The sequence below is a fragment of the Hymenobacter caeli genome (assembly GCF_013294115.1).
Taxonomy (GTDB): Bacteria; Bacteroidota; Bacteroidia; order Cytophagales; family Hymenobacteraceae; genus Hymenobacter; species Hymenobacter caeli.
This window is the reverse complement of record NZ_JABSNP010000011.1, coordinates 87822-112033: the sequence shown is the minus strand read 5'-3', so window position 1 is coordinate 112033 and position 24212 is coordinate 87822. Positions and strand designations below refer to the sequence as shown.

The following is a 24212-nucleotide window of genomic DNA, read 5'->3' as shown; positions in this document are numbered from 1 at the left end:
GTCTACTACGGGGTGGTCCGGCGACTTTTTTTGTCGTCGGGCCACTCTGACAATACCCCGGAGCCACTGTTCTTTCGTCAGAGTGGCCCGACGAAGCCCTGCGGGCAATTCGCCGGACCACCTCGTTTTAGACCACCGCCACTAATTTTAGTGCATTCGGTCGTCGCGCACCGGTAAATTGGTCACGATGTCGCCTTCGATTTTTAGCAGCTCCTGCAAGCGGGCGTCCACGTCGTAGTCGGCGCAATATTCTTTGGCTAAATCGACGTAGCTCACGAAATGGCCGGCTTCCGACACCATCAATTCGTAGTAGAACTGGCTTAATTCCGGGTCGGGAATGTGTTTCCAGAGCAGCTTGAACCGCTCGCAGCTGCGGGCTTCGATGAGGGCCGACACCAGGAGCTGGTCCAGGAGCTGGCGCTCGCGGGCCCCGCCTTTGCGCACGTGGGCCAGCAGCTGCACCACGTACTCGTCGCGCCGCGGGCGGCCCAGTGCGAAGCCGCGCTTGCGCAGCTCGTCGAGCACGCGCTCGAAGTGGCTCCACTCCTCGGCCACCAGCAGCGTCAGCTCGTCCACCAGCCGCATTTTCTCGGGGTAATGGATGATCATGCTGATGCCGGTGCTGGCCGCTTTCTGCTCGCACCAGGCGTGGTCCACCAGAATATCCTCGATGTTCTTGCTGGCAATGTCCACCCACCGCGGGTCGGTGTTGAGCTTGAGTTTCAGTATCGTTTTCATCGCTGATTAACTGTGATTAACCGTGATTTCGCTGATTATTTTTAAGATTGATTAATCCCTAATTTGACACTTGCCGGCAGACAATTATAATCAATTAAATAGCGATTAATCAGCAATTATTAATTGAAGAATTTCCAATTAATACCGAATTGAAAGCGACGCGGGTAGGCGGGATAAAACGGGGAGGCGAAGTACCCGGCGTCGTGCAGGCCCTGGTTGAGGTAGGGCACTTTCAGAAATATCGTAACGGCCTTGATATCGGCGGAGAAGAAGGCGCTGGCCACGCCGTAGTTGCGGATGGTGAAATTATCCTGCAAATAGAACTGCTGCGTGCTGGGGCTGTAATCGTAGCCCTTGAACTTGGATTGGTAATAAAACTCCAGCCCAATTTGGGTGAACATGGCCTTCCCAAAAATATAGCTCTGGTAATACGCCCGCGACTCGGTAACCAGGGCCGGAATGCGGATGCCGGCCCCGTCGTTGCTGGCCCCCTGGGTGTACGTGGCCTGGTTGTCGAACGCAAAACGCCCAAAGCGCACCCGGTGCCGCGCAAACCCGATGAGCAGCTGCTTGGCATCGGTCAGTTGCGCGGGCCGGCCCGTTTGGTCGTAATAAACGTAGTTGGTCAGGTTCACCGCCGATACACTGGCCTCGAATAGATGGTCGGCGAACAGCGGCAGGCGCTGGTGCAGCCGGCCGGTGAGTTGCTGCGTGGTGGTGTTGCCGAACTTGGCGTTGCCGTCGTCGGTCACGTTGTTCCATTTGTAGTGGTTGCCGTCGAACTCGCGCTGGGTGAGCGTGGGCGAGTACGACGAGAGCAGCGCCTCAACCGACAGGGGCCCGGTGCGCACGTTGCCGCGCAGCCAGTACTCGCCGCCTTTCAGCGGGTTGTTGAGCTGGCTGAAACTGGGCGGCTTAAGTTCACCGGCCACTTCCACGGCGTAAATGGTGTGGTAGTTGAAGGCCACCGTGCCGCCCAAAAACAGCTCGTTGTAGGTGCGCGTCGGGATGGCCTGCCGCAGCGTGGTGGCGGGGGTGGCCAGCCCGCCCACCGTGGTCGGGGGCACGATGATGCTGCTGTCGGTGCCGGTAGTCAGGCGGCCGTTGCGCAGCCGTCCGTACAGCCGGTACTCCAGCGCCGACGAGTGGCCCGTCACCCCGAACGTGTTTTCCACCTGCTTGTAATCGGCCCGGTCGAGGGTGACGGCCGGGGTGCGCAGCCTCCGCAGCATGGGGTAAAACAGTAGCTGGCCCGTGGTCAGGTTGTACGGAATGGCCGCGTCCGAATAATTATTGTACTGGTGGTAGAAGTCGAGCACGTGGTACACCGTCAGGCCCCGGCCCAGCAAGCGGTAGTTTTGGAAGAGGTGGAGCTGGTCGCGGTTTTCGGTGTTTTGCGCCCCCGTGAGGTACACCTGCTCGCTGGAATAATTGAACAGGTTGCCGGGGTAAGCCGGGTTTTGGACATGATTCGCCGAGTCCCGTTTCTCCGACACCAGCGGCTGGATGCCGCCCTGCTCCACGGCGCGGTGGCGGGCGGTGTTGATGTTGGCCAGCAGGTGGTAGCGGCCGTCTTCGGTTTGGTAGCGCACGAAAAACAGCAGGTTGGAGTGCTCCACTAGGCCCACCCCGCCCACGGCCCCCGACGTGGTGCCGATGATTTTGTTGGACGCAATCCGCTCGTAGGCGGCCCCCACGCTGAAGTTCTTTTTAAAGCTGCGGCTGTAGCTGATTTCAAACACCTGCTCGCCGGAGGTGGACTGTATCGCCCGGAAAAACGAGTAGGGCGAGCGGCTGTCGTAGTACGGAATCTGGGCCCCGTCGCGGGCGTACTTGTCGAACACGTTGCGCCCCAGCCGGGCCCCGAGCTGCAAGTTGGGCCGGTAAAGCAGTGGCCGCGACGCCGAGCCCACCGTGCCCAAATCCTGCTGGAACGTGGAGTCGTGCGTCCAGAACCGGCCCTGCGGCCACTTGGTCAGGGTGGTGTCGACGGGCAGGCCGGCGGTGGAGTCGCGCAGCACCTCGGCCTCGTAGATGACGCGGGTCGTTTTGGGGCCGTACAGCACCTTGGTGGAGTCGTCGACGATTTGGGCGCGGGCCCCCGGGGCCGCCAGCAGCACCAGGGCCAGCAGCAGGGCCCCGGCCGGCCAGGCGCCACGCAGGCCGCGGCTCAGAAGAAATAGGAAGTAGCGCAAACGGGCAAAAAATTAAGCGGCGCGGGGCCGGGCGGGGCAAGAAAATAAAGGCGCAACGCGGCGGGTCAGGCCGGACGGGGCCCCGGCGGCGCGGGCAGCCGGGCGCGCAGCCCGGCCGCGGCCCCCGCGTCCAACGCCGCTTGCACCGCGATGGTATAGAGTGGCAACCCGGCCAGCGCGGCCGCCAGGGCCGGATCGGCCAGGCGGGCCGCGTCCTTGGTGGTGGTAAAAATAGGCCAGCCGGGCCGCCAATGCGCCCGCAGCGCCGCGAAGTCGGCGGGCCGGAAGGCATGGTGGTCGGGGAAGTCGGCGTGGCAGGCTATTTCGTAGCCTAGGCCTTCGAGGTGCCGGCGCAGGGGCCCTGGCTGCGCGATGCCGGTGAGCAGCAGCGCCGGGCCCGCCGGCGCGGGCGGCCCAGCGGCCGCCGCCAGGGCCCGCGGGGGGCCGTAGGCGTAGGTGGAAAACAGCACCGGGGCCCCGGGCCGCGCGTAGCGGCCGATGCGCCGGGCCACGGCGGCGCGGGCGGCGGCGGGGGCCCCGGGCGGGCTTTTTGTGACAATGATGACGTCGGCCCGGTGGGCCCCGGCGCGGCTTTCGCGCAGGCGGCCGGCGGGCAGCACGTGGTCGGCGTAGAACGGCCGGGCCCATTCGGTGAGCAGCAGGTTCAGGGCCGGGCGCACGGCGCGGTGCTGGTAGGCATCGTCGAGCACGACGACGGTGGTTTCGGGGTGCGCGTGCAGCAGCAGCGCCACACCCAGGCGGCGGGCTTCGGCCACGGCCACGGGCACGCCCCGGGGCCCAAACTGCTCGTAGTACTGCCACGGCTCGTCGCCGACCGTGGCCGCCGAATCGGCGGGCCCGGCCAGGCGGGGGCCCCGGGTGCGGCGGCCGTAGCCGCGGCTGAGCACGGCCGGGCGGTGGCCCTGGCGCAGCAGCTCTTCCAGCAGCCAGGCCACGTGCGGCGTTTTGCCGGTGCCGCCCACCCGCAGGTTGCCCACGCCCACCAGCGGCACGGCGAAGGCTTCCGACTGCTTCCAACCCCGGTCGTACAGCCCGTTGCGAACGGCCATAATGCCGGCGTAGAGCCAGGAAAACGGCAGCAGTAGAAAAGCTAGTCCAGCAGGCATACGCGGGCAAAGTGCCAAAGCAAGGGCCCGCAAAAGTACGGTCGGGGCGGGGCCGGCCGCACAAATCGGCGGCCGCGTGGTTGCTTGCAACGCATTCCCGTTCACCCACCGCCTCCCGCCATGCGCCACCTGGTTTTTTTCGCTTGCCTGCTGGGCCTGCTGGCCGCCGGGCCCCTGCGGGCCCAGTCCGGGGCCGCCGACACCCTGCGCCCAGCCGCCCGACCCGCCGCGGCCGGCCCACTGGCTGCTTTCGACGCCGAGCGCCGCCGTTTCGACCAGCGCGGCCTGGCGGCGCTGGGCAGCTGGGCGGCGGGCAACTTGCTGGTCAGCGGCGTCGCCACGGGCCAAACCGACGGCTCGGCCCATTATTTCCACCAGATGAACATCGGCTGGGGGGCCATCAACCTGGCCCTGGCCGCCTCCGGCTACGCCGCCGCCCGCCGCGCCGCCCGCGCGCCCACCGCGGGCCCCACCGGCCGCGCGGGGGCCGTGCGCGGCCAGCTGCGCACCGAAAACATCTACCTCTTCAACGCCGGCCTCGACGTGGCCTACGTCGCCACGGGTTTGTTCTTGCTGGAAAAAAGCCACAATCCCGCCGCCGATAACCCCAACCGCTGGCGCGGCTATGGGCAGTCGCTGCTGCTGCAAGGCGGTTTTTTGCTGCTCTTCGACGGGGCGCAGTACGCCGCCCACCACCGGCACGGCCAGGCCCTGTACCCGCTGCTGAGCCGCGTGCGCCTGGGCCCCGGGGCCGTAGCCGTGGTGCTGCCGCTGCGCTGATTTCGCCCGTATCTTGCCCCATGCCCACTTTCGCCGACCACCTGCTGCATTTTCTGCGCACCTTCCCGCTGCCCACGGCGGCCCTGCCGGCCGGCGTGGAGGCGCTGAGCCCGTTCCGCGAGCCGGCGGTGTACGACTTGCTCGGCCGGTTTGCCCAGAAATACTACGCCGACCACCGGCCCCGGGTGGCCGTGCTGGGCATCAACCCCGGCCGGCTGGGCATGGGCCGCACCGGCGTGGCCTTCACCGACCCGGGGGCCCTGGCCGAATTCTGCGGCATCGCCCACGGCTTGCCCCGGCAGCGGCCGGAAATCTCCAGCCAGTTCATTTACAAGGTAGTGGCGGCCCTGGGCGGGCCCACGGTATTTTACCAGCATTTCTACCTGGGCTCGGTTTACCCGCTGGTGCTGCTGCACAATGGACTGAACTACAATTATTACGACGCGCCCGCCCTCACCAAGTCCCTGTGGCCCGACATGCAGCTCTCCTTGCGCCAGCAAGTGGCGGACTTCGGCCTGCGCACCGACGTAGCCGTGAGCCTGGGCAAGCGCAACGGCATCTTCTTCAATTGGTTGAACGACGAGCTGGGCTTGTTCAAAAAGATTATCGTCCTCGACCACCCGCGCTACCTCATGCAGTACCACCGCCGCGACGTGGACGCCAACGTGGCCCGCTACGTCGAAGCGCTGGGCGAATGCCTGGTCAATTAACATTCATCAGTCACCATTTAACATCGGACTTTTGGTCCAACCAAAGGGCCATTCAACTGCCGACGTCCGCGGCTATATCATCCCTGCCCGGCTGTTAAATGTTAATTGATAAATGTTAAATGCAATGAAAATGCCCACCGTCCACGACCTAACCCAGCTGCTCGAAGCCGCCGCGCCCCTCGCTTACCAGGAAAGCTACGACAACGCCGGCCTGCAGTGCGGCGACCCACGGGCTGAGATTACGGGCGTTCTAATCACCCTCGACTGCACGCCGGCCGTGGTGGCCGAGGCCGTGCGCCGCGGCTGCAACGTGGTGGTGGCCCACCACCCGGTCATTTTTCGCCCGCTCAAGCGCCTCACCGGGGCCAGCGAGGTGGAGCAAACCATTATGCTGGCCCTGAAAAACGACGTGGCCATCTACGCCGCCCACACCAACCTCGACAACGTGCGCGGCGGCGTGAACGACAAGCTGGCCGAGAAGCTGGGCCTCGCCAAAACCCGCACCCTGGCCCCGCAAAGCGGCCGGCTGGCCCGCCTCACCACCTACGTGCCCAACCGCCCCGAGGACCAAGCTGCCGGCGTGGCCGGCCGCGTGCTGGGGGCCCTGTACGCCGCCGGCGCGGGCCAGGTGGGCCAGTACACCGCGTGCAGCTTCCGCGCCGACGGCCTGGGCACCTTCACGCCCGGCGCAGGCACCCGGCCGGCCATTGGCCAGGAAAACCGCCCCGAAACCGTGCCCGAAACGCGCCTCGAAGTGCTGCTGCCGCTGCACCGCCAGGCCGCCGTGCTGGGGGCCCTGCGCCAGGCCCACCCCTACGAAGAAATTGCTTACGAGCTGGTTAAGCTCGAAAACACGCACCAGGACGTGGGTGCTGGCCTGGTGGGCGAGCTGCCCCAGGCCCTGGCCCCGGCCGCCTTCCGGGCCCGGCTGAAGGAGCAGCTGCGCGTGCCGGTGGTGCGCTTCACGGCGTTTGAGCGGGAGATAAAAACTGTGGCGCTGTGCGGCGGGGCGGGCGCGTTCCTCATCGGCGCGGCGCGGGCGGCCGGGGCCGACGCCTACGTGACCGGCGACGTGAAGTACCACGAGTTTTTTGGGGCCGAGGGCCGGCTCATGCTCTGCGACGTGGGCCATTTCGAGAGCGAGCAGTTCACGGGCGAGGTGTTCCGCGATTTGCTCCTGGCCGGTTTTGGGCGTACTTTTGCGGTCTTATTCGCTGACACTCCTACGAATCCCGTTCACTATGACTGCTAAAGCTGCCGCCCTGGCCCACGCCGATGTTCCCGTAGCCACCAAGCTGGAAGCCCTGCTCGCGTTGCAGCACCTTGATTCCCAGCTGGATGAAATCCGGCGCGTGCGCGGCGACCTGCCCGAGGAAGTGCGCGACCTCGAAGACGAGATTGCCGGCTACGAAGTGCGGGTGAAGAAATTCGACGAGGACATTCAGGGCCTCAACGACTTCATCAAGAGCCGCAAGCAGGCCAGCAAAGACGCCGAGACGCTCATCAAAAAATACGACGAGCAGCAGCAGAACGTGCGCAACAACCGCGAGTTCGAAGCCATTGCCAAGGAAATGGAGCTGCAACGCCTCGAAATCCAGATTTCGGACAAGAAAATCAAGGAGTCGCAGTACCAGATCGACGTGAAAAACGCCGAAATCGCCGGCACCAAGAGCAAGCTCGACGAGCGCCGCAAGGACCTCGACACCAAAAAGGGCGAGCTGGACACCATCATCGCCGAAAACGAAGAGGAAGAGCGCGGCATCTTGGCCCAGCGCGAGGAGGCCACCGCCCCGGTGGAGCCCCGCCTGCTGACGGCCTACACCCGCATCCGCGGCAACGTGCGCAACGGCCTGGCCGTGGTGCTGGTGCGCCGCGACGCTTGCGGCGGCTGCTTCAACACGGTGCCGCCCCAGCGCCAGGCCGACATCATCTCGCACAAAAAAATCATCGTGTGCGAGCACTGCGGCCGCATTCTGGCCGACGTGGAAGGCCGCGCCACCGCCAACGTTTAGTTTTCAACTCTTGGCAACTCGTTGTCGGTCCAAGAGAAAGCGTAAAAGGAACGGCCCCGCGCCGTTCCTTTTTTGTTGATGGCCCGTTTCATGCTCCGACGATTTCGCAGGCACGCACTTCGCTTCTCCCCACCGCCGGCCCGGGGGCTGGGGCCCCTGGCGGCTTTGTGGCTGCTGACGGCTTTCGTACCGCAAGGCCCCCTGAACGGTGAGGCGACCAGCCCCGAGCCGGCGGTGCCAACGGCTGACAACCAGCTGCCGCCTGCCAGCCGGCGCGCCTACGCCGAGGTGCTGAAGCTGCGCCTGGGCCCCGCCCGGCAACTACTGGCCCCCGAGCTGGTCCGCGCGCCCGGGGCCCCCGCCCCGCTGCTGGTGGCCGACTGCGCCGACTTCGTGGAGCTGCTGGCCTCGCAGGACGCGGCGCGCTACGCGCAGCTGGTGCCGGGCCAGCAGGCCCGGCTCGATGCCCTGGACGATGCCCCGGCGGGGCCCTGGCGCGACTACGCCCGCACCGAAATCCGGCTGCACCTGGGCCTAGAGCACGTGGGCTTTGGGCACCAGGTAGCGGGGGCCTGGCAGCTGCGCCGGGCTTACCAGCAAATCCAGGCCGTGGCGCAGCAGTACCCGGATTTTGTGCCCGCCCGCACCACGCTGGGCCTGGGGCAGTTCGCTATCGGTACGCTGCCCCAGGGCTACCACTGGCTGCTGCGCCTGCTGGGCCTTCCCGGCGACGTGGACGCCGGCCTCGCCAACCTGGGCCGGGCCGCCGACCAGCCCAACGCCTTCCAGGCCGAGAGCCAGCTGTTCCGGGCCCTCATCCGCGAGACGTACTTCAAACAGCCCACCGAGGCCCTGCGGCTCGCGGATCTTTTGCCCACCCAACAGCCAGATAATCTGCTTTTTGCTTACGTGGCCACCGCCGTGCTCAAGCGCCAGCACCAAACCGCGGCCGCCCTGGCCGCCTACCGCGCCCGGCCCGTCGGCCCGGCCTACCTGCCCTTCGCCTACCTGCACCACCTGGCCGGCGACCTGCTGCTCTACCAGGCCGATTACGCTGGTTCGGAGCGCGAAAACTCGCAGTTTTTGCGCGAGTACCGGGGCCAGAACTACCGCAAAGACACGGCGTTTAAGCTCTACCTGGCGGCGTGGCTGGGCGGGCAACCCGCGGCGGCCGTGGAGCGCTACCGTCAGCAAATCAACCTCGCGGGGCCCACAACGGTGGAGGAAGACGCGTACGCCCAGCGCTTTTACCACAACGCGCTGGCCCTCAACCCCGTCCTCACCCGGGCCCGCTTGCAGCTCGACGGGGGCTACTACCGGCCGGCGCTGGCCACGCTGCGCGGCTTCCGGGCCGGGGCCGCCACCCCCTTGCGCGACCGGCTGGAGGCCCCCTACCGCTACGCCCGCGCCTACCAGGGCCTGGGCCGCCCCGACTCGGCCCGCCTGGCCTACGCCCAAACCCTGGCCTTGTCGAACCAAGCACCCGACAACGCCTACTACTTCGGGCCCCAGGCGGCGCTGGAGCTGGGCTACCTGGCCCGGGCCGCCGGCCAGCGGGCCCAGGCCCGGGCCTATTTCGAACAGGCGCTGCGTTCGCCCGGGCACGAGTACAAAAACAGCACCGACGCCAAAGCCAAGCTGGCCCTGCGCGGGTTGTAGGCTTGGCCGCCCCTTTCCGCCCTTCCCTCGCCTTCCCTTGAGCCAGTCCGTTCGCATCAACCTCGCCAGCCTCGCCATTGCCCCGGAGGAATTTCGGCGACGAGCCCTGCGATGGGCGGCCGGCTTTGCGCACTGCATTTACTTCGAACCCAACGACCTAGACTACCCGCAGGGCCCGTTCGAGCGGTTACTGGCCGTGGCCGACGCCGCGCCCGGGGCCCCGCACTCGTTGGCCGGGCTGGAAGATTATTTGGCTCAGCCGGCGGCGGAGGGCCCGCGGTGCGGCTTCCTCACCTACGACCTCAAAAACGAGATTGAGGCCTTGTCCAGCGAGAACTTTGGGGCCCTGGAGTGGCCGCTGCTGCACTTCTTCACGCCCACTACCTGGCTCGTTTGGCAGGCCAAAAACGTGGAAATCCACGGGGTTACGGAAGGAATTCTGGATGATATTCTGGCCACGCCCCGGCCGGCCGGGGCCCCGCCGCACGTGCCGGCCCTGCGCCCGCGCCTGCCCAAGGCCGACTACCTGCGCGCCGTGGCGGCCGTGCGCGAGGACATCCTCAACGGTGAGGTGTACGAATTGAATCTGTGCCAGGAATTTTACGCCGAAGGGGTGCAGTTGAACCCCACGGACTTGTTTTGGCGGCTCAACGCGGCCTCGCCGGCCCCGTTCGCGGGTTTTGTGCGCTGGCACGACCACTACCTGCTGTGCGCCTCGCCCGAGCGGTTTTTGGCCCGCCGGGGCCCTGGCATCGTGTCGCAGCCCATCAAAGGCACGGCGCGGCGCGGGGCCACACCCGCCGAAGATGCCCAGCAACGCCAAGCCTTGCTGGCCGATGAAAAAGAGCGGGCCGAAAACCTGATGATTGTGGACTTGGTGCGCAACGACCTGGCCCGCGTGGCCCGTACCGGCACCGTGCGCGTGCCCGAACTCTTTGGCCTCTACCCGTTCCGCCACGTGTGGCAAATGATTTCGACGGTGGAAGCCGAACTGCGGCCGGGCGTGGCGCTGCCCGAAATCCTGCGCGCCACCTTCCCGATGGGCTCCATGACCGGGGCCCCCAAGGTGCGCGCCATGCAGCTCATCGAGCACTACGAGCGCAGCCGGCGCGGCCTCTACAGCGGCAGCATCGGCTACGTGGGCCCCGACGGCAACTTTGATTTCAACGTGGTGATTCGCAGCCTCCAGTACCGCGCCGATACCGGCTACCTCAGCTTCCAGGTCGGCTCGGCCATCACCTACGATTCCGACGCCGAGCAGGAATACGCCGAGTGCCTGCTCAAAGCCCAGGGCTTGCTGGAAGCGCTGGGCACGAGCATCATTTAACAGTTAGCAATCAACATTTAACAATCATAATACAGTAAGTAGTACGGGGTCTTTGCGTAGCGAAACGGTGGAACGCAATGCGCTAGCTGTTAAATGTTGATTGCTAACTGGTAAATGACCCGCCCTGCCATTCTGTCATTTTCCGGTGGGAAGCCGTATCTTTGCGGCCCGCCGAAAAGCGGCCTTGCCCATGTCCCAACCCCTGCTGACCCTCGATTTTTTAGACAAAGCCGCTGCTCCCGAGCACGCCCCCGGCGGCGAGGTGCGCGTGAGCGCCGCCACCCGCACGGGCCGCCCCCGCTCGCTCTACATCGAGAGCTACGGCTGCCAGATGAACTTCTCGGACTCCGAAATCGTGTCGAGCATCCTCTACGACGAGGGCTTTGACCTGACCGAGGACCTGGCCACCGCCGACCTCGTGCTGCTCAACACCTGCTCCATCCGCGAGAAGGCCGAGCAAACGGTGCGCATGCGCCTCAAGCAAATCAACTCCCACAAGAAGCGCCGCCCTGGCATGCTGGTGGGCGTGCTCGGCTGCATGGCCGAGCGCCTGAAGAGCAAGTTCTTAGAGGAAGAGAAAATCGTGGACCTCGTGGTGGGCCCCGACGCCTACCGCGACTTGCCCCAGCTCATCAGCCAGGTCGACGGCGGCCAAAAAGGCGTGAACGTGCTGCTCAGCCGCGAGGAAACCTACGCCGACATCACGCCCGTGCGCCTCAATTCCAACGGCGTGTCGGCCTTCATCAGCATCATGCGCGGCTGCGACAACATGTGCTCGTTCTGCGTGGTGCCCTTCACCCGCGGGCGCGAGCGCAGCCGTGATGCCCACAGCATCGTGCGGGAAGCCAGCGACTTGGTGGCCGCCGGCTACAAGGAGGTGACCCTGCTGGGCCAGAACGTGGACTCTTATAAGTGGACCAGCGCCGACGGCGCCGAGCACGTCAACTTTGCCCAGCTGCTCGAACGCGTGGCCCTCATCAGCCCCGCGCTGCGGGTACGCTTCTCCACCTCGCACCCCAAGGACATCACCGACGAGGTGCTGCACACCATCGCGCGCCACGAGAACATCTGCAAGTACATCCACTTGCCCGCGCAGAGCGGCAACTCGCGCGTCCTCAGCCTGATGAACCGCACCTACGACCGGCCCTGGTACGAGGACCGGGTGCGGAAAATCCGCGAAATACTGGGCGACGACTGCGCCATCAGCACCGACATGATTGCCGGCTTCTGCTCCGAAACCGAGGCCGAGCACGAGGACACCAAGAGCCTGATGGAATTTGTGCGCTACGACATGGCCTACCAGTTCTTCTACTCGGAGCGCCCCGGCACACTGGCCGCCCGCAAGCTGGCCGACGACGTTCCGCTCGAAACCAAGAAGCGCCGCCTCCAGGAAATCATTGATTTACAACAGCTCCACAGCGCCGAGCGCAACCAGCGCGGCATCGGCCGCGTGCACAAGGTGCTGGTCGAGAACTTCTCGAAACGCTCGAAAGAGCACCTCAGCGGCCGCAACAGCCAGAACCAAGTCGTCATCTTTCCAAAACAAAAATTCGTGAAAGGCGACTACGTGGATGTGCTCGTGCATTCGTCGTCGGCCAGTACGCTTTTAGGCGAAGCGGTTAGTTAATAATTTGTTTCACTTTCCAAACGACGAATTATGATACCTGAAAACTCAATGTTGATTTGGCAAGTGTTCAACTTGCTGTTGGTTGGAGGTGTTGCGTTTTTAGTAATCAGACTGTTGATAGTCAAGAACTTCCCACGTAAAATTCGTCCTGGGGCCCCTGCTCTCAGCTTGGATTTCTATCCGATTGTCATTTCCTGGAGCCCCGGCGACCGGAAGTTTCTGGCCGAAGTACCCGACCTGCCGGGCTGCGTAGCCGATGGAGCTACTAAAGCCGAAGCCCTTACGGCTTCCGAAGTGGCCATCGGCCATTGGATAGAGCTTGCCCGCGATTTGGGACGTGAAATTCCAATTCCGCGCAAACACCTGCAAATTGTTGCCTGACGGCACTTTAACTGACTGACTTTGACTCCGCAAGAAATTCAATCCATCAAGCAGCGGTTCGGCATCATCGGCAACGCGCCGGCGCTGAACTACGCCATCCAGGTGGCCACGCAGGTGGCCCCTACCGACATGACGGTGCTCATCACCGGCGAAAGCGGGTCGGGCAAGGAGTCGTTCTCGAAGATCATCCACGCGCTGTCACCGCGCAAGCACGGGCAGTTCATCGCCATCAACTGCGGGGCCATCCCGGAGGGCACGATTGACTCGGAGCTGTTTGGGCACGAGAAGGGCTCGTTCACGGGGGCCAACGAGGCGCGCAAGGGCTACTTCGAGGTGACCAACGGCGGCACCATTTTCCTGGACGAGATTGGGGAGATGCCGCTCGGCACCCAGGCCCGCCTGCTGCGCGTGCTCGAAAACGGCGAGTTCATCCGCGTGGGCAGCAGCAAGGTGCAGAAGACCGACGTGCGCGTGGTGGCCGCCACCAACCTGAACCTGCTGGAAAACGTGCGCAACGGCCGCTTCCGCGAGGACCTGTATTACCGCCTGAGCACGGTGCCGATTACGGTGCCGCCGCTGCGCGAGCGGGGCGAGGACATCTACCTGCTGTTCCGCAAGTTCACGGCCGATTTTTCGGAGAAGCACCGCGTGAAGCCCATTTCGCTCACGCCCGACGCGGTGCAGCTGCTCACGCGGTTCCGGTTTCCGGGCAACATCCGCCAGCTCAAGAACATCGCCGAGCAAATCTCGGTGCTCGAAACCGAGCGCGAGCTGGACGCCCGCCAGCTGGCCAAGTACCTGCCCGCTGCCCAAACCAGCCAGCTGCCCATGCTGCTGGGCACGGGCGGCGCGGCGGAGGGCCCCGGCGGCTACTCGGAGCGCGACCTGATGTACAAGATTTTGTTCGACATGCGCCGCGACATGACCGACCTCAAGAAGCTGGTACTGGAGCTGGCCGCCGGCCAGCGCCCCCACGAAACCCAGGAGCTGCTGCGCCAAAACAGCCATTTGTTTGCTCCGGGCGCGGCCAGCGCCGCCAACGGGTTCGACGGGGCCCCGGCGGCCGAGTACTTTCTGGGGGCCCCGGCCGGCCCGGTTTTGCACGCCGAGCCCGACGGCTACGACGACGAGGTGCAACCCGTGGAGGACATCACGCACGAAACCGAGGAAGAGACGTTGTCGCTGGACGTGAAGGAAAAAGAGATGATTCTCAAGGCCCTGCGCAAGCACCACAACAAGCGCAAGTACGCCGCCCACGACCTGGGCATTTCCGAGCGCACCTTGTACCGCAAACTCAAGCAATATGACCTCGAACAAGTGTAGTTTATTAGCTATTAGCTATCGGCTGTTAGCTGTTAGCTTTTTAGGAATGCTGCGCAAAAGTGGCGTCCGCTATTCGCTGGTGGCCATCAGCTTGCTGTTGGCGGGCTGCGGCGTGTATTCGTTCAATGGCACCAACATCGACCCGGCCATCCGCACGTTCTCCATCCAAACCATTCAGACCACCGCGCCCACCGCGCCGGCGTTTCTGACCCAGCGGTTTACGGAAGACTTGAAAGACTATTTCCAGCGCAACACCAGCCTCAAGCTGGTGCCGCGCGACGGCGACATTCAGTTCGACGGCAGCATCGTGGCCTACGACTACGCCCCGGCCGCCATCCAAAAGGTGGACAACGTGGACCTGGCCGGCTCCAACCGCCTCACCGTGCAGGTAAAAGTGCGCTTCACCAACGGCAAGGACGACAAGCAGAGCTTCGACCAGGTGTTCCAGAGTTTCGGCGATTTTCAGTCCACCCAGGACATCGCGGCCGTGAACAACGACCAAACGGCGGTGCGCAAAATCACCAATAACATCATCACCGATATTTTTAATAAATCGGTGGCCAACTGGTAATTGTCTAGTTATGAGTTATGGGTTATAAGTTATGGGTTGCGCGATTTTAGTCGAACCGCTCTGTTGGTAACGCCGCAGCTTGTTCCTTTGAAAAACTCATAACCCATAACTCCTAACTCCTAACTTGAAATGACCCGCGCCGCCCTCCTGCACGTCCTCGACCACGCCACGGCCATCGCGCCGGCCGAGGTGCGCGAGCTGGAGCAGCTGGCCCAGGCCTTCCCGTACTGCCAAACGGCCCACCTGCTGCTGGCCAAGGCCGCCCACGACCAGGGCACCATGCTGGCCGGCCAGCGCCTGCGCCGCGCCGCCACCTACGCCGCCGACCGCGAACTGCTGCGCCGCCTCATCGAGCAGGTGGGCCCGGCCGCGGTGCTTGTTGCCAATGCCAACGAAAGCGTTGTGGCTGACAGGCCAAGCGGTTTGCCACCCGTGGAACCAAGCCTCAGCGAAGCCGCTGGGGCCACGGCGGCAGCGGCCCCAGCGGCTGGGGAGGTAACAGAGGAGGCTCCAGCGGCTGAAATTACCGCCGAACCCGTTACCACGGCAGAAACCACCGTTCCGGCACCCGCCGCGGCCAGCAACCCAACAGCCGTGACACCGACAGTTGATGCGCCGGTAGCCGAAGCCATGGCGGCCGAAGCGCCAACGGCCCTACCCGCAACGAACCAAGCCACTGAACTGGCCGAACCCTTGCCAACTGAGGCCCAGCCAACTGAGTTGGATGTTGCCCCAGCCGTTGCGGCGGCGGCCCTGGCAACGCCTCAGCCGGCTCCCGCCGACGCGTTGCCCCAGGGCCCGAACGAGCCTGAGCTACCCGCCGCAGCCCCGCCCGTCCGCCCCCCGGAAGATGCCGGCGTGGCGCGGCTGGAGTTTGGCCTAAACGAAGCTCTGACGGCCCCCGTAGGGCCTGTTTACGAGCTACCGGGCTTGGTTGACGAGTGGGCCGCCGCCGCCGCTACCCTGGCGCTGGCCGCACCGGAGCCGGCCGCCCGGCCCGAAGAGGCTGGCCAGCCGGCGTGGTCGCCCGCGGCCTTCACCGGCGACGTTGACCTGGGCTACGGCCTGAGCGGGGGCAGCCGGCTGGGGTTCGCAATGCAGCTGCGGAACTCGTGGGAGGCCGACGACCAAGCGGCCGACGCGGCGTTTCCGGCGGCGGCGGTACCGCCCCGCGGCGAGTTTTTTGCGCCCGATGCCCTGCTGCTGGCCCACTGGGAAGCCCACCGCCCGCCCGACTTGCCAACGGCGGTTGACCTGGTGAACAACTTTCTGCGCCGACAGCCGCGCCTCACTCGCCCAGCCATGCTGTCGTCGGTCGGGGCCGGGGCCCAGGCCGATTTGAGCGCCCGCAGCACCCGCCCCGAAGCCGAGCTGGCCTCCGAGGGGCTGGCGCAAATACTGGTGCGGCAGGGCAAAACGGCCCGCGCCGTCGAGATTTACGAGCGGCTGATGGTGAAACAGCCGGAAAAAATGGCGTACTTTGCGGCCCAAATCCAACAGCTACAACCCCCGGCCCACTAAACCCGGCTGGCTTTTCCTACCTCATGTACACTGCCTTACTGATTCTAATTCTTCTCGTGTGCTTCCTGCTGGCCTTGGTGGTACTGGCCCAGAACCCCAAGGGCGGCGGGCTCTCCGGCCAGTTCAGCGCCGGCGGCGCGGCCAGCATGATTGGGGTAAAGCGCAGCGGCGACCTGCTCGAAAAACTCACCTGGGGCTTCGCCATCGCCCTGGTGGTGCTCTCGCTTGGCACCCACATGCTGGGCCAGGGCGTAGCCGGCCCCGCCCGCAGCGTGAACCAGCAGCGCGCGCTGGAAACCAAGCTACCCGCGGCTCCGTCGCTGCCGGCCCCGGGTACTACGCCCGGCACGGCAGTCCCGGTTCAGCCCGCCCCGGTTCCTCAACCCGCCAAGTAGCAGCTGGCCACGCCCGCGCTCGCCCACTGAAAAATACAGCGCCGGCGGCTCCGCATCACGCGGGGCCGCCGGCGTTTTTTATGGTCGAGATTGTTGCCATTTTTGCCACTTTGGGGCCCAAACCGGCGCATTTTGTCAGGTTTTGGGCCCTGGCACGGGAAGTGCCGGTGGGCGGCATACCCTAGTTTTTCCCCATCCTTTAACCTTAACAAACCCAGAATGGCACTTAGCATGAAACCGCTGGCTGACCGCGTCATCGTCCGCGCCGCCGCCGCCGAGGAGAAAACCAAGTCCGGCATCATCATCCCCGACACGGCCAAGGAGAAACCCCAGCGCGGCGAAGTAGTGGCCGTGGGCGAAGGCAAAACCGCCGACAGCGGCTCGCTCATCAAGCCCCAGGTGGCCGTGGGCGACCAGGTGCTCTACGGCAAGTACGCCGGCACGGAAATCACTGTCGATGGCGAAGACCTGCTCATCATGCGCGAGTCGGACATTTTCGCTGTATTGTAAGCCGGCGGACCTGTCCGTTCAACCTTTAACAAACCCCCGTTTTACCATTCAAAATGGCTAAGAACATCCAATTCGACACCGAAGGCCGCGCCCGCTTGCAGGCCGGCGTCAATAAACTGGCCAACGCCGTGAAGGTGACCCTGGGCCCCAAAGGCCGCAACGTCATCATCGACAAAAAATTCGGGGCCCCCTCGATTACCAAGGACGGCGTGACCGTGGCCAAGGAAATTGAGCTGCGCGACCCGATTGAGAACATGGGCGCCCAGCTCGTGAAGGAAGTAGCTTCGAAAACGGCCGACCAGGCCGGCGACGGCACCACGACGGCCACCGTGCTGGCCCAGGCCATCTACACGGCCGGCTCGAAGAACGTGGCCGCCGGGGCCAACCCGATGGACCTGAAGCGCGGCATCGACAAGGCGGTTATCGCCGTGGTGGCCAACCTGAAGTCTCAGTCGAAAAAGATTGAGAACAACTCGGAGATTGCCCAGGTGGGCACGATTTCGGCCAACAACGACGCGGAAATCGGCAAAATGATTGCCGATGCCATGGACAAAGTGGGCAAGGAAGGCGTGATTACCGTGGAAGAAGCCCGCGGCACCGAAACCGAAGTGAAAACGGTGGAAGGCATGCAGTTCGACCGCGGCTACCTCTCCCCTTACTTCGTGACCAACCCGGAGAAGATGGAAGTGGAGTTCGACTCCCCTTACGTGCTCATCTACGACAAGAAAGTGAGCACCATGAAGGAGCTGCTGCCCGTGCTGGAGCAAGTACTCGGCACCAGTAAGCCCCTGGTTATCATCTCGGAAGACGTGGACGGCGAAGCCCTGGCCACCCTGGTGGTGAACAAGCTGCGCGGCTCGCTGAAAATTGCCGCTGTGAAAGCCCCCGGCTTCGGCGACCGCCGCAAGGCCATGCTCGAAGACATTGCCACCCTCACGGGCGGTACCGTCATCAGCGAAGAGCAGGGCTACAAGCTCGAAAACGCCACCTTGGAGTACCTGGGCACGGCCGAGAAAATCATCATCGACAAGGACAACACCACCATCGTTAACGGCAAGGGCGACAAGGAAGCCATTCAGGGCCGCATCGCCCAGATCAAGGCCCAGATGGAAACCACCACGAGCGACTACGACAAGGAGAAGCTCCAGGAGCGCCTGGCCAAACTGAGCGGTGGCGTGGCCATCCTCTACATCGGCGCCAGCACCGAAGTGGAAATGAAGGAGAAGAAGGACCGCGTGGACGATGCCCTGCACGCCACCCGCGCCGCCGTGGAGGAAGGCGTGGTACCCGGCGGCGGCGTAGCCCTGGTGCGGGCCATTGAGGCCCTGGCCGCGGTGGACACCCACAACAGCGACGAGCGCACCGGCGTGAACATCATCCGCACCGCCCTGGAGGCCCCCCTGCGCTGCATCGTGCAGAACGCCGGCGGCGAGGGCTCGGTGGTGGTGCAGAAAGTGCGCGAAGGCAGCGGCGATTTCGGGTACAACGCCCGCGAAGACCGCTACGAGAACCTCGTGGCCGCGGGCATCATCGACCCGACCAAAGTAACCCGCCTCGCGCTGGAAAACGCGGCCTCGATTGCCGGCTTGCTGCTGACGACCGAAGCCGTGATTTCGGACGAGCCCGAGCCCAAGGAGTCGGCCGGTGGCCACGGCGACGGTGGCATGGGCGGCATGGGTGGTATGGGCGGCATGATGTAGACCGCAGATTAAGTGGATTTAACGGATAAGAACGGATTCCGTTGGTTCGTTAAATTCCGTAAAAAAAGCCCCGCTGGACGTTGGTCCGGCGGGGCTTTTTGCTTTTACGTGTACGGCCTTATGCGACGGCTGGCGCGTGGTTGCGGGCGTCCATCATCTTGGCCAGCTTGCCGCTGATGAGGAACAGCAGGGCCGCCGCCACAGCCGCCGACACGACGAACACCAGGAAGAAGTCGTAGAGGTTTTCGATGTGGAAACCCAGCAGCACCGGCGCGGGCTTGGTCGATTTGGGGTCGGGATAGAGGCTGCTCATGTAACCGGCCAGGTAGTTGGCGGCGGCGTTGGCCAGGAACCACACGGCCATCAGCAGCGAGGCGAACTTGGCCGGGGCCAGCTTGTTGACCAGCGAGAGGCCGATGGGCGAGAGGCACAGCTCGCCGATGGAGTGGAAGAAGTAGAGGGCCACCAGGAAGAACATGCTCACCTTCACGCCCGGCTGCACGTTGTGCACCCCGAAGCACATGATGAGGTAGCCCAGGGCCAGCAGGGCCAGGCCCATCGCCATTTTCACGGGGGACGGCGGCTCGGCCCCGCGCCGGCCCAGGGCCGTCCACAACAGGGCCATTACCGGGGCCCCGGCCACCACGAAAAAGCCGTTCAGGTTCTGGAACAGGCTGGCCGGCAGCGTATAACCGAATAGGTTGCGGTTCATCTGCTCGTCGGCGAAAAAGGTGAGCGACGCCGGGGCCTGCTCGAACGCGGCCCAGAAAAACACCACGAAGAACGACACGATGAAAATGACCAGGATGCCCTGGATGTCGGCCCCGCTCAGCGACTTGTCGCTGAAAATCATGAAGGCGATGACTACCACGGCTACGCCCAGCAGCGGGGCGATAGTGGCGAACTTGGCCGAATCGAGCCACAGGATGCCGATCATGACGGCCAGCAGCACCGGCAGCAGGGCAAATACGCCCTTGATGCCGCCCGAGTGGGCCGGGGTTTCGCCCACCTGCTCGCCGGTGGGCGTGTGCAGGTAGCGGGTTTTGCCCCACTGGAAGAAAAAGGTGCCCAGCACCATGGCGATGCCGCAGGCCAGGAACGCCCAGCGGAAATCCTCGGACCGGCCGGTGTCGCCCACCAGGCTCGTGACGGTGTTGCCGAAAAACGAGCCCAGGTTGATGCCCATGTAGAAGATGGTGTAGGCCGCGTCCTTGCGCTTGTCGGTGGCGCTGTAGAGCGAGCCCACCATCGACGAAATGTTGGGCTTGAAAAAGCCGTTGCCCAGAATCATCAGGCCCAGGCCCAGGTACAGCAGCTGGTGGCTGAGGGCGTGGGTGGCGGCCGGGCCGTAGTAAGAAGCCGCGGTAAACAGTGTGAACTGCCCCAGCGCCATCAGGGCCCCGCCGATGAGGATGGAGCGCCGGTTGCCCCAGTAGCGGTCGGCGATGAAGCCGCCGATGAGCGGGGTGAGGTAAATCAGGCTGGTGTAGCCGCCGTAGAACTTGGAGGCAAACGCCTTGTCCATCATCATCGCCTTGGTGAGGAACAGCACCAGCACGGCCCGCATGCCGTAGTAGCTGAACCGCTCCCACATTTCGGTGGCGAAGAGCAGGTACAGCCCGCGCGGGTGGCTGGTAGAGGCGGATTGCTCGCGCTGAGCGGCGGCAGGTTGCATACAACAGGAGTAGAAGTGAGAAGAAGGCAGGTTACCGGCCGCATTAATTGGCCGGGAAACCGGAACGGGTAAAGCTAGGCAAGTTTTGGCAGTCGGCGGCGCGGGCGCGGCCTCAGGATTGGGCCCCGGCCGGAACCGTGGGCGGGCCCCCGGGAGACGCCTGGTAGGCCCGGGCGCGGTAGGCCCCCGGCGAGAGGCCGGTTTGCTTGCGGAAGAAGCGGGTGAAGTAGCCGGGGTCCACGAACTGCAGCTCGTAGGCGATTTCCGACACCGAGAGCGACGTGTACAGCAAGTAGTTGTGGGCCCGGCGCAGGGTGTGGGCCTGCACGATTTGCAGCGCCGTGCGCCCCTTCACGGCCTGGCAGATGCGGTTGAGGTGCACGGGCGTAATCTTCAGCTCCTGGGCGAAGTCGGCAATTTTCTTCTCGAAGGGCGCGGCCCGGGTGACGGCCTTCTGGAACTCGCGGAAGTAGTGCAGGGCCCGGTTGGGGCTGGCGGCCTTGCGGCGGTTGTGGTGCAGCAGCCGGAACAGCTTCACGAACAGCAGCTTGAACAGGCCGTTCAGGGCCAGCTGCTTGCCGGGCAGGTCGGCGTGGGTTTCGGCGTGGATTTGCTGCACCAGGGCCAGCAGGTCGGCAAAGGGCACCTCGGCGCTGAAATCGGACAGGACGTGCACCGCGTTCAACTCGACCAGCACGTCGGGCGTGGCCTGCAAAATGGTGTCGAGCAGGCCCTCGGCCAGCGTCACGGTGCGCCCCTTCACCTGCGGGCTGAAGGTGAAGCCGTGCACCGTGTTTGCCGGGATGACCACCACGCAGGGCGTGATGAGCGCCACCCGCTCGGGGGCCTCGAAGGCCGCCCGGCCGGCTTCGAGCACGAAGAGCTGGAACAAGTTGCCGTGCAGGTGCGGCTTCAGGCCCCAATCGGTGAGGCGCTGGCGGGGCGCGATGAGCTGGCTCTGGAGGTAGTCGTAGGCCACGATGGCCTTCTGGTCGCCGTAAATGCCGTTGTAGTGCGCGATTTCCTGGGGCATGGCCGAACGGGCGAAAACAGGTAAGATTTTACCGCAAGTTGATGAAATTCGACCGCAAGGTATGATTTGTCCTGGTAAAGCAGTGGATTGTTTCAGTGGGTGGCTTGGGGGGCCGGCTACCTTTGTTCCGTTAGCAACGACTACTGCGCCCCGGGTTAGTTTTAGGCCCCAACGATTCGCATTTAGCCTTTTTGCCCGGCGGCGGCGTGCGGCCCTCCCCACTCAGGCGTGGGGCCCGCCCCCTGGATAACCGGGTGCCGCGTGCCCCGAACGGAACGATTTGTGCCTACTTCATTCATTCCTACCTATTTTTTTCCTGACTGCTTATGTCAACGCCCGCTAACCCGTCGGCCGTGGCCGACCGCCTGAAGCCGCTCGGCTTCGGCCCCACCACCGGCCCCGTGTACCTCAACCTGGGGCCCGCCGCGCTCGTGGACCACGCCCTGCGCCGGCACGAAGGCGAACTGACCGACACCGGGGCCCTGATGTGCGACACCGGCGCGTTCACGGGCCGCTCGCCCAAGGACCGCTTCATCGTGCAGGACGGCGGGACGGAAAGTAGCGTGTGGTGGGGCGACATCAACATCCCGTTTGCCCCGGACAAATTCGACCAGCTGCACCAGAAAATGGTGGCCTACCTGGCCGATAAAGAGGTGTTCGTGCGCGACGCCTACGCCGGGGCCCACCCGGGCTACCAGCTGCGGCTGCGCGTGGTGAACGAGCTGGCCTGGCACAACCTGTTCTGCTACAACCTGTTTCTGCGCCCCGAGGCCGGCGTGGACACCAGCTGGCTCCCCGATTTTAGCATCATCAACGCCCCCGGCTTCCTGGCCGACCCGGCCGTGGACGGCACCCGGCAGCCCAACTTCGCCATCATCAATTTCACTAAAAAGCTGATTCTGATTGGCGGCACGGGCTACGCCGGCGAGATGAAGAAGGGTATTTTTGGGGTGCTGAACTACTTGCTGCCCCACGAGCACCACACGTTGCCCATGCACTGCTCGGCCAACGTGGGCCCGGGCGGCGACACGGCCATCTTCTTCGGCCTCTCGGGCACGGGCAAAACCACCCTCTCGGCCGACCCCCACCGGGGCCTGGTGGGCGACGACGAGCACGGCTGGACGCCCGAGGGCGGCATCTTCAACTTCGAGGGCGGCTGCTACGCCAAGGTCATCGACCTGAGCCGCGAGAAGGAGCCCGAAATCTGGGACGCCATCCGCTTCGGCAGCATCGTGGAAAACACGCGCTTCGTGCCCGGCACCCACACCGTGGACTACGCCAACAAGTCGGTGACGGAGAACACCCGCACCGCCTACCCCATCGACTTCATCGCCAACGCCGTGGAGCCGAGCGTGGCCGGCACGCCCCAGAACATTTTCTTCCTCACCGCCGACGCCTTCGGGGTGCTGCCCCCCATCAGCAAGCTCGACAAAAGCCACGCCATGTACCTGTTCATGTCGGGCTACACGGCCAAGGTGGCGGGCACCGAAATGGGCATTACAGAGCCGCAAACCACGTTTTCGGCCTGCTTCGGGGCCGTGTTCCTGCCGCTGCACCCCACTAAGTACGCCGAGATGCTGGGCCGCAAAATGGACGAGAACCCTGACATTAACGTGTGGCTCGTGAACACCGGCTGGACCGGTGGGGCCTACGGCACCGGCCAGCGCATGAAGCTGAACTACACCCGCGCCATGATTACGGCCGCCCTCACCGGCAAGCTCGACGAGGTGAAGTTCCGGCCCCACCCCGTGTTCGGGGTGATGGTGCCCGGGGCGGTGCCGGGCGTGCCCAGCGAAATCCTGGACCCGCGCAACACCTGGGCCGATAAGGCCGCTTACGACAAAACGGCCGGCGACCTGGCCGAGAAGTTCGTGGCCAATTTCCAGAAATACGCCGCTTCGGCCAGCGAGGAAATCCTCGCCGGGGCCCCGCATGTGGCCGCCAAGGTGGCCGTGGAGGCGTAATTTTCGATTCGTTAGCCTGCAAAAGCCCCGGCACCGCGCAGTGCCGGGGCTTTTTGCGTCCCGGCCGGCCAGCGTTACTAAAGTGTTGCGAGAAGCAGCCCGCGGCGGCAACCGGCGTCTATTCGCGCGACGTTACCGCAGTGATTTCACTTCCGCAATTTTTTCCGCTTTATGACTTTTTTCCGCTTACCGCTGCTCGTTTTGCTCTCGCTCGTTGCCACCCGCGCCGGGGCCTGGGGCGTGGACGGCCACCGCGCCATCGGCCGGCTGGCCGAGTACCACCTCAGCCGCCGGGCCCGCCGCGAGGTGAAGGCCCTGCTGGGCCCCGAAACCCTGGTGATGGCGAGCACCTGGCCCGACGAAATCCGCTACGCGCCCGAGTTCAAGGACACCGCGCCCTGGCACTACGTGAACACGCCCCTGGGCCTCGACCGCGCCGCCTACGAGCAGGCCCTTAAAGCGCAGCCGGAGGCCAACGCCTACACCGCCCTGCAAGCCCAGCTCGCCATCCTGAAGGACAAGACCAAGCCGCAGGCCGACCGGACCAGTGCCCTGAAGTACGTGGTGCATTTCGTGGGCGACGTGCACCAGCCCTTCCACACCGGCCGCGCCGAGGACCAGGGCGGCAACAAAATCAAGGTGATGTTCCGGGGCAAGGAAACCAACCTGCACAGCCTCTGGGACAGCGGCCTGCTGGACTACCAGGGCCTCACCTACACCGAAATGGGCTACGAGTACAACAAAGGCATCAGCGGTAGCCAGGTGCGCCAGTGGCAGCAAGCCCCCTTGACCCAGTGGCTGTTCGAGTCGTACCAGGACGCCGAGCGCCTCTACGCCGAAGCCGACAAGAACCCCGACTTCGACTACCGCTACTACCCCGCGCACGCCGAGCTGCTGAAGCTGCGCATCCAGCAAGCGGGCCTCCGCCTGGCCGGCGTGCTGAACGAGGCGTTGAAATAGCGTG

The 24212-nt window shown here is 64.6% G+C and carries 21 protein-coding genes; 16 read left to right on the top strand and 5 right to left on the bottom strand.

The window, feature by feature from the left end; genetic code table 11:
• Positions 1 to 147: 147 nt before the first annotated feature.
• The 3 genes from miaE to lpxK form a co-directional block, all read right to left on the bottom strand.
• The gene (gene miaE / locus HNP98_RS12885; protein ID WP_173810477.1) at positions 148 to 738 is read right to left on the bottom strand and encodes a tRNA-(ms[2]io[6]A)-hydroxylase; all 591 of its coding nucleotides are present in this window, start codon (positions 736 to 738) and stop codon (positions 148 to 150) included.
• A 119-nt stretch (positions 739 to 857) separates the two neighbouring features.
• Positions 858 to 2933 carry a putative porin gene (locus tag HNP98_RS12880; RefSeq protein ID WP_173810476.1) on the bottom strand — a complete coding sequence of 692 codons (2076 nt, stop codon included), beginning with the start codon at positions 2931 to 2933 and terminating at the stop codon, positions 858 to 860.
• 65 nt (positions 2934 to 2998) lie between these two features.
• Positions 2999 to 4060, bottom strand: coding sequence for a tetraacyldisaccharide 4'-kinase (gene lpxK / locus HNP98_RS12875; protein WP_173810475.1), 1062 nt, complete (start codon positions 4058 to 4060; stop codon positions 2999 to 3001).
• Positions 4061 to 4180: 120 nt separating this feature from the next.
• Here lpxK and HNP98_RS12870 point away from each other — a divergent pair, with 120 nt between their 5' ends.
• The 14 genes from HNP98_RS12870 to groL all read left to right on the top strand — a co-directional run bounded on the left by HNP98_RS12870 (position 4181) and on the right by groL (position 18576).
• On the top strand, positions 4181 to 4840 hold the full coding sequence (locus HNP98_RS12870; RefSeq protein WP_173810474.1) for a DUF6992 family protein: 660 nt from the start codon (positions 4181 to 4183) through the stop codon (positions 4838 to 4840).
• A gap of 20 nt (positions 4841 to 4860) precedes the next feature.
• Positions 4861 to 5550, top strand: coding sequence for a uracil-DNA glycosylase family protein (locus HNP98_RS12865; protein WP_173810473.1), 690 nt, complete (start codon positions 4861 to 4863; stop codon positions 5548 to 5550).
• Between the two features lie 130 nt (positions 5551 to 5680).
• On the top strand, positions 5681 to 6802 hold the full coding sequence (locus HNP98_RS12860; RefSeq protein WP_173810472.1) for a Nif3-like dinuclear metal center hexameric protein: 1122 nt from the start codon (positions 5681 to 5683) through the stop codon (positions 6800 to 6802).
• Positions 6792 to 7562 (top strand): zinc ribbon domain-containing protein, encoded by a 771-nt coding sequence (locus tag HNP98_RS12855; protein ID WP_173810471.1) that lies wholly within the window; start codon positions 6792 to 6794, stop codon positions 7560 to 7562. The genes HNP98_RS12860 and HNP98_RS12855 overlap by 11 nt, the downstream gene beginning before the upstream one ends.
• A 90-nt stretch (positions 7563 to 7652) precedes the next feature.
• Entirely contained in the window at positions 7653 to 9221 is a 1569-nt protein-coding gene (locus HNP98_RS12850; protein ID WP_173810470.1) for a tetratricopeptide repeat protein, read from the top strand.
• Positions 9222 to 9258: 37 nt separating this feature from the next.
• Positions 9259 to 10548: an anthranilate synthase component I family protein gene (locus HNP98_RS12845; protein ID WP_217425758.1), complete on the top strand. Its 1290-nt coding sequence runs from the start codon at positions 9259 to 9261 to the stop codon at positions 10546 to 10548.
• A gap of 190 nt (positions 10549 to 10738) precedes the next feature.
• Positions 10739 to 12175, top strand: a complete 1437-nt coding sequence (miaB, locus tag HNP98_RS12840; RefSeq protein ID WP_173810469.1) for a tRNA (N6-isopentenyl adenosine(37)-C2)-methylthiotransferase MiaB — start codon at positions 10739 to 10741, stop codon at positions 12173 to 12175.
• 30 nt (positions 12176 to 12205) lie between these two features.
• Positions 12206 to 12556: a type II toxin-antitoxin system HicB family antitoxin gene (locus HNP98_RS21560; protein ID WP_246275122.1), complete on the top strand. Its 351-nt coding sequence runs from the start codon at positions 12206 to 12208 to the stop codon at positions 12554 to 12556.
• A 21-nt stretch (positions 12557 to 12577) separates the two neighbouring features.
• Positions 12578 to 13879 carry a sigma-54 interaction domain-containing protein gene (locus tag HNP98_RS12830; RefSeq protein WP_173810468.1) on the top strand — a complete coding sequence of 434 codons (1302 nt, stop codon included), beginning with the start codon at positions 12578 to 12580 and terminating at the stop codon, positions 13877 to 13879.
• Positions 13880 to 13925: 46 nt separating this feature from the next.
• Positions 13926 to 14450: an LptE family protein gene (locus HNP98_RS12825; RefSeq protein ID WP_217425757.1), complete on the top strand. Its 525-nt coding sequence runs from the start codon at positions 13926 to 13928 to the stop codon at positions 14448 to 14450.
• Between the two features lie 129 nt (positions 14451 to 14579).
• On the top strand, positions 14580 to 15971 hold the full coding sequence (locus HNP98_RS12820; RefSeq protein WP_173810467.1) for a hypothetical protein: 1392 nt from the start codon (positions 14580 to 14582) through the stop codon (positions 15969 to 15971).
• A gap of 23 nt (positions 15972 to 15994) precedes the next feature.
• Positions 15995 to 16366, top strand: a complete 372-nt coding sequence (gene secG, locus HNP98_RS12815; RefSeq protein ID WP_173810466.1) for a preprotein translocase subunit SecG — start codon at positions 15995 to 15997, stop codon at positions 16364 to 16366.
• A 219-nt stretch (positions 16367 to 16585) separates the two neighbouring features.
• Positions 16586 to 16876 (top strand): co-chaperone GroES, encoded by a 291-nt coding sequence (gene groES, locus HNP98_RS12810; RefSeq protein WP_068232777.1) that lies wholly within the window; start codon positions 16586 to 16588, stop codon positions 16874 to 16876.
• Between the two features lie 53 nt (positions 16877 to 16929).
• Positions 16930 to 18576: a chaperonin GroEL gene (groL, locus tag HNP98_RS12805; RefSeq protein WP_173810465.1), complete on the top strand. Its 1647-nt coding sequence runs from the start codon at positions 16930 to 16932 to the stop codon at positions 18574 to 18576.
• A gap of 118 nt (positions 18577 to 18694) precedes the next feature.
• On the opposite strand, the gene HNP98_RS12800 is transcribed toward groL, so the two are convergent.
• Together HNP98_RS12800 and HNP98_RS12795 are read right to left on the bottom strand one after the other, a co-directional pair.
• On the bottom strand, positions 18695 to 20251 hold the full coding sequence (locus tag HNP98_RS12800; protein WP_173810464.1) for a peptide MFS transporter: 1557 nt from the start codon (positions 20249 to 20251) through the stop codon (positions 18695 to 18697).
• 112 nt (positions 20252 to 20363) lie between these two features.
• Positions 20364 to 21284 (bottom strand): AraC family transcriptional regulator, encoded by a 921-nt coding sequence (locus HNP98_RS12795; protein ID WP_173810463.1) that lies wholly within the window; start codon positions 21282 to 21284, stop codon positions 20364 to 20366.
• A 326-nt stretch (positions 21285 to 21610) separates the two neighbouring features.
• Here HNP98_RS12795 and pckA point away from each other — a divergent pair, with 326 nt between their 5' ends.
• Positions 21611 to 23248: a phosphoenolpyruvate carboxykinase (ATP) gene (gene pckA / locus HNP98_RS12790; RefSeq protein ID WP_173810462.1), complete on the top strand. Its 1638-nt coding sequence runs from the start codon at positions 21611 to 21613 to the stop codon at positions 23246 to 23248.
• A gap of 171 nt (positions 23249 to 23419) precedes the next feature.
• The gene (locus HNP98_RS12785; RefSeq protein WP_173810461.1) at positions 23420 to 24208 is read left to right on the top strand and encodes a S1/P1 nuclease; all 789 of its coding nucleotides are present in this window, start codon (positions 23420 to 23422) and stop codon (positions 24206 to 24208) included.
• The last annotated feature ends 4 nt before the right edge of the window (positions 24209 to 24212 follow it).